Source organism: Aquirufa sp. A-Brett2-15D, assembly GCF_054558735.1.
Genome location: NZ_JBSKFT010000002.1, coordinates 73,502 through 87,196 on the forward strand (window position 1 = coordinate 73,502; position 13,695 = coordinate 87,196).

General features: G+C 42.3%; 13 protein-coding genes. 3 read left to right on the forward strand and 10 right to left on the reverse strand.

What is annotated here, in order from left to right; all coding sequences use genetic code 11:
* Positions 1 to 9 precede the first annotated feature (9 nt).
* Together tatC and glyA are read right to left on the reverse strand one after the other, a co-directional pair.
* Positions 10 to 876 (reverse strand): twin-arginine translocase subunit TatC, encoded by an 867-nt coding sequence (tatC, locus tag ACST14_RS05485; RefSeq protein ID WP_459461402.1) that lies wholly within the window; start codon positions 874 to 876, stop codon positions 10 to 12.
* A 9-nt stretch (positions 877 to 885) separates the two neighbouring features.
* The gene (gene glyA, locus ACST14_RS05490; protein WP_459461404.1) at positions 886 to 2,175 is read right to left on the reverse strand and encodes a serine hydroxymethyltransferase; all 1,290 of its coding nucleotides are present in this window, start codon (positions 2,173 to 2,175) and stop codon (positions 886 to 888) included.
* 151 nt (positions 2,176 to 2,326) lie between these two features.
* Between glyA and ACST14_RS05495 the strand changes: the two genes are divergently transcribed.
* Both ACST14_RS05495 and ACST14_RS05500 read left to right on the forward strand, forming a co-directional pair.
* Complete coding sequence (locus ACST14_RS05495; RefSeq protein WP_459461406.1) at positions 2,327 to 4,330, forward strand: protein-disulfide reductase DsbD family protein; 2,004 nt, start codon at positions 2,327 to 2,329, stop codon at positions 4,328 to 4,330.
* Positions 4,330 to 4,776, forward strand: coding sequence for a hypothetical protein (locus ACST14_RS05500; RefSeq protein ID WP_459461408.1), 447 nt, complete (start codon positions 4,330 to 4,332; stop codon positions 4,774 to 4,776). Before ACST14_RS05495 ends, ACST14_RS05500 begins: the two co-directional genes overlap by 1 nt.
* A 65-nt stretch (positions 4,777 to 4,841) precedes the next feature.
* On the opposite strand, the gene ACST14_RS05505 is transcribed toward ACST14_RS05500, so the two are convergent.
* From ACST14_RS05505 to ACST14_RS05525, 5 genes are read right to left on the reverse strand one after another with little or no spacing between them, the layout of a single operon-like run.
* Complete coding sequence (locus ACST14_RS05505) at positions 4,842 to 5,090, reverse strand: hypothetical protein (protein ID WP_459461410.1); 249 nt, start codon at positions 5,088 to 5,090, stop codon at positions 4,842 to 4,844.
* A gap of 50 nt (positions 5,091 to 5,140) precedes the next feature.
* Positions 5,141 to 6,844, reverse strand: coding sequence for a M3 family oligoendopeptidase (locus ACST14_RS05510; RefSeq protein ID WP_459461412.1), 1,704 nt, complete (start codon positions 6,842 to 6,844; stop codon positions 5,141 to 5,143).
* Position 6,845: 1 nt separating this feature from the next.
* Positions 6,846 to 7,892, reverse strand: a complete 1,047-nt coding sequence (locus tag ACST14_RS05515) for a 2Fe-2S iron-sulfur cluster-binding protein (RefSeq protein ID WP_459461414.1) — start codon at positions 7,890 to 7,892, stop codon at positions 6,846 to 6,848.
* A 10-nt stretch (positions 7,893 to 7,902) separates the two neighbouring features.
* The gene (locus ACST14_RS05520; protein WP_459461416.1) at positions 7,903 to 9,396 is read right to left on the reverse strand and encodes a glycoside hydrolase family 10 protein; all 1,494 of its coding nucleotides are present in this window, start codon (positions 9,394 to 9,396) and stop codon (positions 7,903 to 7,905) included.
* A 30-nt stretch (positions 9,397 to 9,426) separates the two neighbouring features.
* Positions 9,427 to 10,128: a response regulator transcription factor gene (locus ACST14_RS05525; protein ID WP_459461418.1), complete on the reverse strand. Its 702-nt coding sequence runs from the start codon at positions 10,126 to 10,128 to the stop codon at positions 9,427 to 9,429.
* A 66-nt stretch (positions 10,129 to 10,194) separates the two neighbouring features.
* Here ACST14_RS05525 and ACST14_RS05530 point away from each other — a divergent pair, with 66 nt between their 5' ends.
* Positions 10,195 to 11,265 carry an AI-2E family transporter gene (locus ACST14_RS05530; protein ID WP_459461420.1) on the forward strand — a complete coding sequence of 357 codons (1,071 nt, stop codon included), beginning with the start codon at positions 10,195 to 10,197 and terminating at the stop codon, positions 11,263 to 11,265.
* Here the strand turns inward: ACST14_RS05530 and ACST14_RS05535 are convergent.
* The 3 genes from ACST14_RS05535 to ACST14_RS05545 are packed head-to-tail and all read right to left on the reverse strand — an operon-like array spanning position 11,243 to position 13,687.
* Complete coding sequence (locus ACST14_RS05535; protein ID WP_459461422.1) at positions 11,243 to 11,980, reverse strand: LytR/AlgR family response regulator transcription factor; 738 nt, start codon at positions 11,978 to 11,980, stop codon at positions 11,243 to 11,245. The genes ACST14_RS05530 and ACST14_RS05535 overlap by 23 nt on opposite strands.
* 5 nt (positions 11,981 to 11,985) lie before the next feature.
* Complete coding sequence (locus ACST14_RS05540; RefSeq protein ID WP_459461424.1) at positions 11,986 to 13,032, reverse strand: sensor histidine kinase; 1,047 nt, start codon at positions 13,030 to 13,032, stop codon at positions 11,986 to 11,988.
* A 1-nt stretch (position 13,033) separates the two neighbouring features.
* Positions 13,034 to 13,687, reverse strand: coding sequence for a histidine phosphatase family protein (locus ACST14_RS05545; RefSeq protein WP_459461426.1), 654 nt, complete (start codon positions 13,685 to 13,687; stop codon positions 13,034 to 13,036).
* Positions 13,688 to 13,695 lie beyond the last annotated feature (8 nt).

Consider the following 13,695-nt stretch of genomic DNA (forward strand, 5'->3'; position numbering starts at 1 on the left):
AGAATTCGATTAAGAATTCGATTCCATCTCTTCTTGTTTCATCTTACGCTTCAAGACGCGGCCTGAAACGCCGATGCTGACTTCATACAAACCTAAAAGTGGGAACGCCACTAAGAGTTGTGAAATCACATCCGGAGAAGGGGTGATGATCGCCGCCACGATAAAAATGACAATAAGGGCATGTCTGCGATATTCCCGCATAAAAGACGGGGTTAAAATGCCTACTTGAGATAGCACAAAGGCAATCATCGGTAATTGGAAGGTAATTCCACAAGCCAGGGTTAACATCGCTAACAATGAAATGTAATCGTTGATGTCAAACTGGTTTTGTATGGTCGGATCTAATTTAAAGTTCGCTAAAAAGTTAATGGCCATGGGAGATACCACGTAATAACCAAAAGCCACTCCGCTAAAGAACAAAAGCGAAACCCAGAAAACAGCACCTCTAGCCGCCTGCAATTCCTTGCTCTTTAAGCCAGGTTTAATGAAGCGCCACAATTCGTGGAACATATAAGGGAAGGCAAATAAAAGACCTACGATGATGGACTGCGTGAGCGCCATCATAAATTGGCCTGATACCTCTCTACTTTGAAGAATAAAATCGGCTCTTTGCATGCACAAACTCGGCATATTGAAGAGCTCAGCTGCTTGACATAGGATTTGATTCGTATAAAAATCCGTCTTCGTCGGCCCTAAAATGATCGAGCTAAAGATGAATTCACGGAAGAACCAAGCCGCTATCGCAAAGATAAAAAAGGACGCAACCGATCGCAGAATATGCCATCTTAATTCTTCTAGATGACCTAGGAAGGACATTTCTGTTCCATCCGATGCGTCATCATCGTCGAAATCGTCAAAATCTTGATCAGTTGCCATTATGCTATTTTATAAATACAAAGGGAATTGCTTCACCCACTCATTCACTTCTCCTTTGATAGATTTCAATACCGCCTCGTTATCGTGGTTCATTAGGGCCTTGTCGACCATATCCACGATTTGGGTCATATCACCTTCTTTCAATCCTCGTGTCGTCATCGCCGCTGTTCCCACACGCATACCGGAGGTAACGAATGGGGACTTATCGTCGAATGGAACCATATTTTTATTGATCGTAATATCTGCCTGAATTAACGTATTCTCCGCTAATTTACCGCTTAAGCCTTTCGGACGTAAGTCAATTAACATTAAGTGATTATCTGTTCCTCCAGAGATGATATCATAACCTTTAGATAAAAAGGCTTTCGACATGGCTTGCGCATTCGACTGTACTTGTTTCGCATAGGCTGCAAATGTAGGCGTCAAAGCCTCTGCAAACGCAATCGCTTTTGCCGCAATCACGTGCTCTAATGGACCACCTTGCGTTCCTGGGAATACGGCAGCATCTAAACAAGCAGACATCATTTTCAACTCCCCTTTTAATGTTTTAAAGCCAAATGGATTCTCAAAATCATTCCCCATCAAAATCAAACCACCTCGAGGCCCACGAAGCGTTTTGTGCGTCGTCGTCGTGATGATGTGGCAATGTTGTACCGGGTTATTCAATAAACCCTTCGCGATTAATGCAGATGGGTGAGAAATATCAGCTAATAAGATCGCTCCTATTTTGTCTGCGATCGAGCGAAGACGCGCGTAATCCCAATCACGAGAATAAGCGGACGCGCCGCAAATAAGTAATCTTGGTTTTTCTTTAAGCGCTGTTGCTTCTACTTTATCCCAATCGATTAATCCCGTCTCTTTTTCTACGCCGTAGAAGAAAGCTTGGAAATATTTACCTGAAAAATTCACAGGTGAACCGTGTGACAAGTGACCACCATGGGATAAGTCAAAACCTAAGATTTTATCACCTGGATTTAAGAATGATAAGAAAACAGCTGCATTCGCTTGCGCTCCAGAGTGTGGTTGAACGTTTGCCCATACCGCACCGAATAGTTGCTTCGCACGTTCAATGGCTAAGGTTTCCACCACATCCACTACCTCACAACCACCATAATAACGTTTTCCTGGAAGACCTTCCGCATATTTATTGGTTAAAACACTTCCCTGCGCTTCCATCACCTGAGGGGATGTGAAGTTTTCCGAGGCGATTAATTCAATGCCAAATTCTTGGCGATGAGCCTCCTGGTTAATCAGGTCAAAAATCTCTTTATCTCGTTGTGTAGGGAAAGTAGATGCCATAAAAATAGAATGGGTTCGGGATTACAATTTGAAAGGTCAAAAATACGTTTTTTTCTCCGAATTGAAAAATGAAAAAGCGGTATAATAAGACAAATATCACGTATGTTTCTCCTGTTTTTTCTTAATTTTGATTTTGCATTTGGATAGAAACATGAAATTAAAATATATCGCCTTTCTTTTGTTCGCTTTTATGGCCATTCCGGCCCTCGCCCAAAAGATTACCCCCGCTAAATGGTCTTGGTCTATCAAGCCAGCTAATCCTAAAGTAGGGGAACAGGCCGACGTCGTTTTTAAGGTAGCTATCGAAAAAGATTGGTATTTGTATTCGTCGGATTTTGACAAAGACTTAGGTCCCACCGTAACTACTGTTACGTTTAAATCTGGCGCCGGTTTTCAAACCATCGGAGGATTAAAAGCCATCAATCCCCACTCGAAAATAGATACGGAGATTTGGAATGGCACCTATACTTATTTTACGGGTCAAGCAGAATTTCGACAAAAAATTAAAATCACGGCGGAGGATTACAAAATAGAAGGGGCTTATGATTCTCAGTCTTGCTCGAACGTTTCCGGACTTTGTGTTCCGATAAGGGGCGTATTTAGTTTAGCTGGGAAGGCAGTTGCGTCTGTGGTGAAAGATACAGCCAAAGCTGAAAAGCCAGTGGCTACCGAGGTCGCGAAGCCAGCGCAGGTTACTCCTGCCCCAGTCGCTGAAATTCCCCAAGAGGAGTCTTTATTTATGTTCTTCTGGATCGCCTTAGGTGCAGGTTTTCTAGCTTTATTAACTCCATGCGTTTATCCTTTGATTCCGATGACCGTTAGTTTCTTTACGAAACAAAAAGGCGGTAAAGGTCTTGCCTTTTTATATGGCGGCTTTATCGTATTGATTTATGTGTTTTTTGGAACGCTGTTAGCTTTTTTCGCTGGGGCCAGTTTTGCAAATTTCTTGAGTACCCACTGGATCCCGAATATGCTATTCTTTACGATTTTTATTCTTTTCGGAATATCGTTTTTAGGCGCATTTGAAATCGTGTTACCTTCGAACTTAGTGAATACAGTCGATGCGAAATCAGACAAAGGCGGATTCATCGGCGTCTTCTTTATGGCCTTCACTTTAGTGCTGGTTTCTTTCTCTTGTACAGGTCCACTGGCAGGGTCCATTCTAATAGCCGCCTCCCAGGGAGCTTTCTTGAAGCCGATTATTGGGATGCTCGGATTCTCATTAGCCTTTGCGATTCCGTTTACTTTGTTTGCGATTTTCCCTGGATTCATGCAGAAATTACCCAAATCGGGTAATTGGATGAACGAGGTGAAAGTGGTGCTTGGTTTCTTGGAGATTGCTTTAGCCTTCAAATTCTTGAGTGTGGCGGATCAGGTTTATCATTGGCATATTTTGGATCGCGAGATTTTCTTAGCGATTTGGATTGCGATCTTTACGGCTTTGACCTTGTATTTATTCGGCAAGATTTCCTTACCGCATGATGGGCCTTCGAAGAATCTGTCGGTTCCGCGCACCTTGTTCGCAACGGCGGTTTTAGCCTTTGTGGTGTATTTAGTGCCGGGGATGTTTGGGGCGCCATTGAAAGGTCTTTCAGGCTGGTTGCCACCGATGAATTCCCAGGATTTTAAGGGGTCACAAGCGACTGAACCTTCCGCGCAAAAAAATGACGTCTTGTATGGGGATTTCTTAGAATTGCCTTTAGGTCTTGATGGCTATTTTGATTTTGAGCAGGCTAAAGCCGCAGCCTTGAAAGCCAATAAGCCCTTGTTTATCGACTTTACCGGACACGGATGTGTGAATTGCCGGAAGATGGAGGAATATGTTTGGTCTGATCCGGCGGTATTACAACGTTTAAAAAATGATTATGTGGTGGTGGCTCTGTATTGCGATGATAAGACAGAATTACCTGCATCTACTTGGTATACTTCGAAAGTAGATGGACAGGAGAAGAAGACGTTAGGGGACCAAAACCTCGACTTCCAAATCTCCCGCTTCAATTCGAACGCCCAACCGCATTATGTATTACTCGATCCACGCAATGATTCGAATAAGGATGCTAAACCTATGGTGCAACCAGTCGCATTTGATGCGAATGTGGATCACTTCGTTACTTTCTTAGATCAAGGAAAGGCCATCTATCAATCTGCGAAATAATGTCTTGGGCAGCTTATTCTGGAGTCATGGTAGCCACGGGGCTAAAGTTTATTGCTGGACCTATTACGGGTTTTAGTTTAGGTTTAACTTGGTATGAAACCGTGCTATTTACGTGGTTAGGGGCTATGTTAACCGTTACGATTATTGTAACCTTAGGTAAAGTGATCTTAGGCTTAGTGTCAAAATACCAAACAAAAAAACCCAAATTATTCTCTAAACGCATTCGCTATGCCGTTGACATTTGGCAGCGCTTTGGAATGAAAGGAATTGCCGCGTTGACCCCTTTGATTTTCACCCCTATCGGCGGGAGCTTAATGTCCTTATCGTTTAGAGTACCTATCCCTCGAATTCTATTCTTGATGGGAATTTCCTCTCTGATTTGGTCTTTGATTTATGTGGCGGGAATCTATCAATTGACTTTCTTGCGAGATATGCTCGTGCATTAGCCCGCGGAATAAGGACATAAAAAAAGCCGGATAAACCGGCTTCTTAAAATCTATGTGTTCAGGAATTAGTTCCCTTTATTAATCTCTTTTCCTTTGAATAATTTCTCGCGAATCGCATTTGCTTTCAATTCTAATTCAGGCTTTGCATCATAAGTCAATTTTGATTGAACTGCTGCGCTGTCCGGGTGAACGCCATACACATACTCATCGCCTTTGTGTAGGTCTTTTTGTTTGATGGTATTATTTTTTTGGTAATCACATGACGTCGCTACCGCTAAAACCGCTACTAAAGAAAGTAAATTTGATAATTTCATATGGCTGTGTAATAATTCTGTGCAAAAATAAGGAATAGGACTTCGTTCCCCTAATTTTCCTCAATTTTTTTAATTTGTTCCGCTAAAAAGTTCATTAATTCTTGAATATACGGCTTGCTAAAATTGAATTCGATGCCGGCTGCAGCATAAATTGTTTTCATCGGCTGCGTATAGCCTAAGGAAAGTGCAGCCGTATATTGCTCGAGTGCTTTTTTCGGATTTTGGCAATAATTACGCCAAACCGCCAATGCACCCAATTGTGCAATCGCATATTCAATATAGTAGAACGGCACTTCGAATAGGTGCAATTGCTTCTGCCAAATATTCGATTTCACCTCCGCTAAACCAGTCCAATCCGTGACCGAATCGGAGAAACGGGAAACAATTTCATTCCATTTTTCCTCCCGTTGTGCGACGGAATGGCTCGGATTTTCATATACCCAATGCTGAAATGCATCGATGGTTGCCACCCAAGGTAAGGTCTCTAAAATATCTTCTAGGTGTTTAATTTTCGCACGTTTCGCCTCTTCAGGGTTGGTAAAGTACTTATCCCAAAGGTCCATCGTCATCAATTCCATACTCATGGACGCCAATTCTGCTACTTCGGACGGAAAATTACGGAAGGAATTTAACGCTAAGTCTTTGGTCAAAATACTGTGCACCGCATGTCCTCCTTCATGTAATAAGGTCACCACATCGCGCACCGTTCCCGCGGCATTCATAAATATGAAGGGGTAGCCCGTTTCTTCCAAAGGATAATTATAGCCACCCGGGTTCTTTCCTTTTCGTGAATCCAAATCGAAGCGATCTAGGGTAACCATTTCTTTCAAGCAATTGCCCAAGAAAGGATCCATTTCATCAAAAACACCGATGGTTTTCTCTAGCAATTCCTCACCAGTCTCGAAAGGTTTCAAAGGGCCACGACCTAAAGGATCCACTGATTTATCAAAGGGTTTCAACGCCTTTAGTCCCATTTCCGCTTTTCGCTTCGCAGCCGCCTCATTCAATAAGGGAACAACCGTCTCTGCTACCGCTTCATGGAATTCAAAACACTCCGCCGGACCGTAATCAAAACGACCTAAACTAGCGAAAGCGTAATCACGGTAATTTTCGAATCCGGAATTTAAAGCCACCTGATGGCGCTTTTCAATTAAGGACGTATATAAATCGTTTAACTCATTTTTAATGGTCAAACGTTTCTCCACCATGGTGCGGTAAACAGACTCACGCTCTGCACGATCCGTAGACTCTAAAAGTGCGCCGGCTTGTTGCAACGTTTTTTCTTCGCCATTAATCGTTACCATTAAAGCGCCGGTTAAGGCTCCATAATTCGTTTCTAAATTCTGCAATTCGGTGAACAAAGGAATATTTTCCTCGCGGAAGATCTCAATGGCCTTTTTCATGCCGCGTAACATCACGGGGAAACCGGTTTCAGTCAGTTCGCTTACGAAGGGACTTTCAATGACTTTCTTATTCCAGGCATCGTCAAAAACAGAGGCATTGGGCATAATTTCATTCACAAACTGCGCGTAGCTAGTTTGTAAGGTCTCGTTTTGGTTATCGCATGACATCTTAATGTAGCGCCACGCGAAATTTTCCGATAGGTAGGATTCTAATTCAGAGCGGTTTTGGCAAAATAAACGCAAATCAGCAATGTTTGAAATCTGCGTCGCGCTTAATTGCTCGAAATAAGGTAATACGGATTCCCAGGTACTTAATTGAAAATTCGTCGGCAAAAATGTTCTATTTTTCATATTAATCTAAGTCAATCACTACGCCTGCACTCAATGGATGCGCCACGCAGGTTAAAATATAGCCCTTGTCGATTTCGCCAGGTGTTAAACCGTCTTCCTCATCCATGCCCACTTTTCCACTTTTGCAAAGACCCATGCAAGCTGTACACATGCCCGCTTGGCAGGAATAGGGGATATCAATATCAGCTTCTAATGCCGCCTCTAAGATGGTTTCGCTGGGCTGAACCGTTATTTTATGTTCTTTCCCTTCGTAAATCAAGGTGACTTCTTGTGTTTGTAAGGAACCATCCTCTTCCGCTTGCTCCATCTCTTCACTTGCCACAACCCCGAATGATTCTTGGTGAATTTGTCCCCCAGGCACATCAAACATGGTTAGTGACGATTGCACTTCTGTCATCATGCCTTGTGGTCCGCACAAATAATAATGAGCCGCTGCAATATCTAAACCTAATTCTTGCTTTAAATAATAGACGATGGAGGCTTGATTAATGCGTCCTTTCAAGCCTGGCCAATTTGCCGCTGGCTGAGAAATGACGTGCAAGACTTTTAGGCGATTCGCCTGCAATACTTCCAGCGAATCCAGTACTTTTTTAAAGATGATTTGATCCTCGTGGCGCGAACCATAAATCAGATGAACCTTCGACAAAGGCTCCCCATGAAGGATGGTTTTAATCATCGAAAGCAGGGGTGTAATACCTGATCCAGCACCTACGAACACGTAGCTTTTAGAATCAGAGGGATTTGGTTCCACGGAAAAATTCCCCATCGGTTCCAATACCTCAAGGCTATCGCCTTCTTTTAACGTATCGCATAGAAAGTTAGACACCAATCCTCCTTCGATGCGTTTTACCGTGATAGCTGGCGACATATCCGTTTTAGACGAGGATGATAAGCTATAACTTCTACGCACTTTTTTACCCTCGATTTCCGGAATAACGGTTAAGAATTGACCCGAGAGATAATGCAAAGCATCATGAATCGGTTGCCAAAAATGGATCGTCTTCGTATCGATCGTCTCGTCTGTAATCTCTTTAATTTTTAAATGCATAATGCGTCATTTAATCGTTAATCGCCTGTTTTATCCACTGAACGGCACTCGGTCGACTTTCATTGTGTAGTCGATCAAAGGCCGTCACGGTAAATCCATAACCCGGTAGGAGGTCATCTTGTTTCAAAGTTACTTCATTTGCCTTTCCTTTGAAAATGATGTTTTTAGGATCATCTAGGTATTTTTTGTCCTGCTTAGGAATGCGATAAACCACATAATAAGCAACAGGGTCGCCGTCATCTGATTCTTCTCCTGCATCCCATTTTAGTTTTTTATTGGCTAAAAATACTTGCGTGGGCGCATGCGGGGCTATGCTATCTAACCACGGACTAGTAGGAATTAGCGCAGGCGTAGCGAAATAATTAGCGCGCAAAGTATCCCTAAAAGCCTTCGTATTTTTAGTCAAGGATGTCGAACTATAAAAGACTAATCCTTGTCCATTGGGCATACTTCGGCTAATCTCCACCTGCTTTTTCATCTCTTTATTCGTCCAAACATCGCCTAAATGATACGACGCCATTCCGAAATAAACCGGCTTTCCATACGAGTGCTCGTTCCACCATTCCGCTAAAGGTTTAAATGGCGCAACTCGGTGGGAGGTATCCCAATAAAGTTGTGGAGCAATGTAATCTAACCAACCTTGTTTTAACCAATGGTCCGTATCAGCGTATAAATCATCATAAGACTGCAAGCCCCGCGAAGTAGGGGAACCGTTCACTGGATCATTTTTCTTATGTCGCCAAATCCCGAAAGGACTAATTCCAAACTTGATTTTTGGATTCGTCTTTCGGATTGTCTCTGAAATCTCTTGAATTAAGGCACTCGTATTTCGTCGCCTCCAGTCGTCGATTGTCTCGCCTGGAAGACGGTATTTTTCGTAGGTATCCTTATCCTGCATTTTTGATTTAGGATCTGGATAGGGATAAAAATAGTCGTCGAAATGAATGCCATCCACATCGTAGTTTTGAATAATATTCCGCACTAATCCTGCGATATAATGCCGCACGGCCGGAATTCCAAAATCAAAAAGTAACTGACCATTATAGGACAAAAGCCATTCAGGATGTTTTCTAGCCACATGTTCCGAACTCAAAAGAGAATGAGACGACATCGTCGCCCGATTCAAATTTAACCAGGCGTGAAATTCCATCCCTCTGGCATGAGTTTGATCGATCATGAATTCCAACGGATCATAATAGGGGCTAGGCGCCTGTCCTTGCTTCCCAGAAAGATAAGTGGTCCAAGGTTCCGCGCTCTTAGCATAGAGGGCATCTGATGCGGTTCTGATTTGGACAAACAGCGCGTTTATTCCTGTTTTTTGATGGGAATTCAATAGATCAATAAATTCGGTTTTTTGTTTTGTCCCGTCGTAATTGCGCGGACTAGGCCAGTCGATGTTTTGAACGGTAGCCACCCAAACTCCTCTTAACTCCCGTTTAGGACCATCTGCTAAAAGACAGATAGATAAAAGGCAAAAAATACAGGTGGAAATTAGGCGCATCATGTAGGATGCAATTTACCTAAAAATGGGCAATTAGGCCTTCTCGATTGAAAATAAATAGCCTACACCCTTCAAAGTCTTGATATAATATTCAGGAATTTTCTCGCGCAATTTACGGATATGTACATCCACGGTGCGTTCCACCACAAATACATCCGCTCCCCAAACCTTCTCCAATAATTCATCACGATTGAAAACCTTGTTCGGGTTTTTCGCTAAGAAAGAAAGTAATTCAAATTCTTTTTTAGGCAAAATTAGCGCACGACCTTGGAATGTAGCGGCATATTGAACTCTGTCAATGACTAAATCCCCGATGGAGATACGGTCATTTTTCGATTCTGGTACCGCAGGTTCGCGTGTTAATAAGGCATTGATACGGCTGATAAGCGCACGTAATTTGATGGGTTTAACCACATAATCCGTCGCACCACTCTCAAAAGCGGCAATCTCTGTATACTCTTCTCCACGTGCCGTTAGGAACAGGATGAGTGTATTTTTGAATTCAGGATTTGATTTGATTTGACGGGCAGCTTCGATTCCATCCATTTCTGGCATCATCACATCCATGATGATTAAATGAGGTTGGAAAGTCTTCGCTACAGCGATGGCCTCTTTTCCGTTCGTCGCTTTTGCTAAAAGGAAGTTTTCTTTTAGTAAATTGTATTCCAATAACTCCAAAATGTCTGCATCATCATCTACTAGTAGAATTTTAAATGCTTTAGAGGTTTGTGCCATAGGTTTTGAACGGATTACCCCACAAATATAGAAATATGTATGTTATGTAATTGTTAATTTATTAATATGCCAAACAACACCGCTTATTCTGCCCGACTATCAGGCACATTATTATCGATAGCCTTAATTATAGCTGCGGCCTATTTATTACAGGATCTGTTGATTTTGCTTTCTTTTGCTTTAGTATTAGCCTTACTACTTTTACCTGCAAGTAAATTTATGGAGGCCAAAGGTTTTCCGCGCGCCCTCGCCATCTTCATCGCCATTCTGCTCACATTTACCTTGATTTCGTCCTTGCTTTTCATCGCCGGCATTCAAATTATGGAGTTCTCTTCTGAATTTCCGCTCTTTGCTAAAAAAACTGAAAAATGGGTATCCAGCCTTCAATCCTTTATTTCTGCGAATTTTAATATCTCACGTAGGAAGCAGATGTTAGAATTAAGTAATGAGCTGATGGCTCTTTTGAAGAATTCAGGGGTAATTATTAGTACGACTTTTTCAACGGCGATTCATGCCATTACGGCTATGATTCTTGTACCTGTATTTACGTTTTTCTTTTTGTTCTACCGGGATTTCTTTGAGCGTTTTTTGCAAAAAGTTTTCCCTAAAACGGAGGGACAAGTTTTAACGAATGTGATGGAGAAAACGGGTTCTGTGGTGCAAGGGTATTTAGTAGGTTTAATTGTAGTTATGTTAATTGTGGGAGTAGTGAATTCGCTTGGATTCTGGTGGATTGGAGTGGAGTATCCAGTATTTTTCGGGTTTTTGACCGGTATCTTATTATTGATTCCTTACATAGGTATTTGGATAGGAGCGCTATTACCTATTTTATTAAGTCTAGTGACTTTGAGTCCGTCTCATGCGTTAGCGGTGGTGGCTTGGGTAGCAGCTGCACAATTTATAGAAGCTAATTTCATTACCCCCTTAGTGGTGGGATCTAAAGTGAGTATGAATCCGATGGTGGCTATGCTCGCGTTACTTTGTGGGGAATTACTTTGGGGAATTCCGGGATTGATATTAGCTCTTCCTTTAACTGCGGTAATGAAAGTGATTTTCGATTCTATCCCGAGTCTTGAACCCTACGGATTCTTATTAGGGGAAGCTCCAGAGAGAACTAAAGCGACAAAAGCTCCTTAAATCGAATGGATTGACGGCGAGAAATCTCAATTTTCCCTGCTTTTTCTCCCTTTAATGTCACCTGTAAACCACCAGAAAACCAAGGTTCGATCTTCTCAATAAAGTTTAGATTGACGATATGTTTTCGGTTGCAACGGAAGAATAATTTGGGGTCTAATCGCTCCTCTAAAGAATTGAGAGATTTAAGCACTAGCGGTTTTTGATCATCAAAAAACAAACGCACATAATTGCCCATCGATTCGCATAATCGCACGCGATCTAAGCGCACAAACCAACATTTTTCGCCGTCTTTCACAAAGATCTGATCATTGCCTCCTAAAATGTGACTCGCCGATACCGATTTTTCATTAGCAGTAGGACGCTGAAAACGCGATTCTAATTTTTGGATACTTTCACTTAAACGCGTTAATTCGACAGGTTTTAATACATAATCCAATGCATTTACTTCGAAAGCCTTTAGCGCATATTCGTCAAAAGCCGTGGTGAATATAATTTCAGGCAGAAAACCATCCCATTCTTCCAGCCATTCAAATCCGGTTTTACCCGGCATTTGAATATCTAAAAAGGCCACATCGGGCTGTAATTCTTCGATTAGCTGACTCGCCTCGTCCGTATTCGAAGCCTCGCCGATCACTTCGATGGAAGGGAAATTTTCTAATAAACGCTTCAGTTCATTTCTGGCAAGACGTTCGTCGTCTACGATGATGGCTCTCATGGGATTTAGGCTATTGTTTCAGTAATATACGGAATGCTAACGGAAGAGAGGACGTGATTTTTGTCCAAAGGTTTTATGTCAATATGAGCGGTCTCTCCGAACAATAGGTTTAAACGATTTTGGGAATTAACTAAACCGATTCCGGTACTTTCGCCCAGCGTTTTTAAATTACCCGGGTTGATTACTTGCAATTGAATCTGCGTTTGATCTCTTTTTCCTTTAATCTGAATCAAACCTTCTTTCGCCGAGTGTGCAATTCCGTGCTTAATGGCATTTTCTACCAGTGTTTGTAATAACATGGGAGGAATTTGTGCTGGAAGTATTTCTTTCGAAACGTCCACTTTCCAAACTAGTCGTTCTTCATAGCGAATCTTTTCGAGATGTAAATAGTCAAGAATGGTCTCTAGCTCTTCAGCGATGGAAATCGTTTTCTTGCGTTCCGTTAATAAGGAACTGCGGAGCAGCTTGGAGAGTTGGTTGATTCCTTTTTTGGCCTTATTCGGATCTTCTGTGATTAAAGCGCGGATGCTATTTAGGGCATTAAAGACAAAATGAGGATTCATCTGAGCCCGTAAAACTTTTCCCTCCGTCTCCTGAATTGCGCGCTCTAACTGATTTTTTTCGCGTTCCATGGCCACCTGTTTCTTCGAATATTGGAAGAAGAAATAGATCAGCATCCACATCGCCAGCGGCTTCATGAAATTAAAGAGATACTGGGTGATGATAAATGGGCTGATTTGCACCTCGAAATTATCCCCCAGCAGGTATTGGTCGAGCGGTAGATTGAGTGCAACTAGACACGCGGCCATACTGATTAGCGCTATAAAATGGTTGCGTAGCATCGCAAAACGAGGTAAGTCCTGCCAGGTATATTGTTTCGTAATGAGCTTATATTGGTGGGTTAAAAAAATAGCTAACATGATATTTGCTACGGATACATATAACCAGGCCCAGTGCCAGCCATACTGATTAGTGTACAAAACAGCCTCATTAAGCGCCCATGCGAACCATCCGCCGGATTGAAAAATCCAATACATGCGATTTTGAGACATATTACATAGACTCGGGTAAGTCGTCTAGGTGAATCACACAATTGCCTTTTACTAGGCGAAACTCTTGAGCCGTATAATCGTATTGTATGTGGTATAGGCACAGATTTTGGTGTGCATAATGATCCATATGGTGGAGCGGTGCGTTAAATAAATGGGTGAGTAAAACCCGCATGGCACGCCCATGCATGGCCACTAAAATGGTATTCTCCTCTGGTCGAGAAAGAATCAAGTCAATGACTGGTTTTTGACGTTCTAACACTTCTACTGGACTTTCGCCCTCCTCTGATTGCACGTGGACATGGCCTTCGCGCCAGGTTTTCGTCAGATTTTTATAGTAAAGATCGTCTTCTGTATTAGGCGATTTCCCTTCTTTATTCCCCCAGGAAATTTCATTTAGGCCTTCGTATTGCTCCCAAGGCAAGCCTTTCTCGATAAAGCCCTTTACGGATTGATGCGTTCTTCGTAAAACGGAGGTATAAATTTTATCGATCGGAAGATCTTGGTAGTGAGCGAAGAAGGCGGCAGCTTGTTTTTGGCCTAAATCATTTAAATCCGCATCAATCCCACTTCCTTGCACGACCCTTTTGCGATTGTATTCCGTCTCACCGTGGCGAATCAGGTAAATATCTTTCACTAAATCAGGTGTAGCTTGCATATTAATGG

Bases quoted from the DNA above. Each gene is read 5' to 3' on its own strand.
- tatC (WP_459461402.1), bottom strand. From the start codon at position 876: ATGGCAACTGATCAAGATTTTGACGATTTCGACGATGATGACGCATCG.
- glyA (WP_459461404.1), bottom strand. From the start codon at position 2,175: ATGGCATCTACTTTCCCTACACAACGAGATAAAGAGATTTTTGACCTG.
- ACST14_RS05495 (WP_459461406.1), top strand. From the start codon at position 2,327: ATGAAATTAAAATATATCGCCTTTCTTTTGTTCGCTTTTATGGCCATT.
- ACST14_RS05500 (WP_459461408.1), top strand. From the start codon at position 4,330: ATGTCTTGGGCAGCTTATTCTGGAGTCATGGTAGCCACGGGGCTAAAG.
- ACST14_RS05505 (WP_459461410.1), bottom strand. From the start codon at position 5,090: ATGAAATTATCAAATTTACTTTCTTTAGTAGCGGTTTTAGCGGTAGCG.
- ACST14_RS05510 (WP_459461412.1), bottom strand. From the start codon at position 6,844: ATGAAAAATAGAACATTTTTGCCGACGAATTTTCAATTAAGTACCTGG.
- ACST14_RS05515 (WP_459461414.1), bottom strand. From the start codon at position 7,892: ATGCATTTAAAAATTAAAGAGATTACAGACGAGACGATCGATACGAAG.
- ACST14_RS05520 (WP_459461416.1), bottom strand. From the start codon at position 9,396: ATGATGCGCCTAATTTCCACCTGTATTTTTTGCCTTTTATCTATCTGT.
- ACST14_RS05525 (WP_459461418.1), bottom strand. From the start codon at position 10,128: ATGGCACAAACCTCTAAAGCATTTAAAATTCTACTAGTAGATGATGAT.
- ACST14_RS05530 (WP_459461420.1), top strand. From the start codon at position 10,195: ATGCCAAACAACACCGCTTATTCTGCCCGACTATCAGGCACATTATTA.
- ACST14_RS05535 (WP_459461422.1), bottom strand. From the start codon at position 11,980: ATGAGAGCCATCATCGTAGACGACGAACGTCTTGCCAGAAATGAACTG.
- ACST14_RS05540 (WP_459461424.1), bottom strand. From the start codon at position 13,032: ATGTCTCAAAATCGCATGTATTGGATTTTTCAATCCGGCGGATGGTTC.
- ACST14_RS05545 (WP_459461426.1), bottom strand. From the start codon at position 13,687: ATGCAAGCTACACCTGATTTAGTGAAAGATATTTACCTGATTCGCCAC.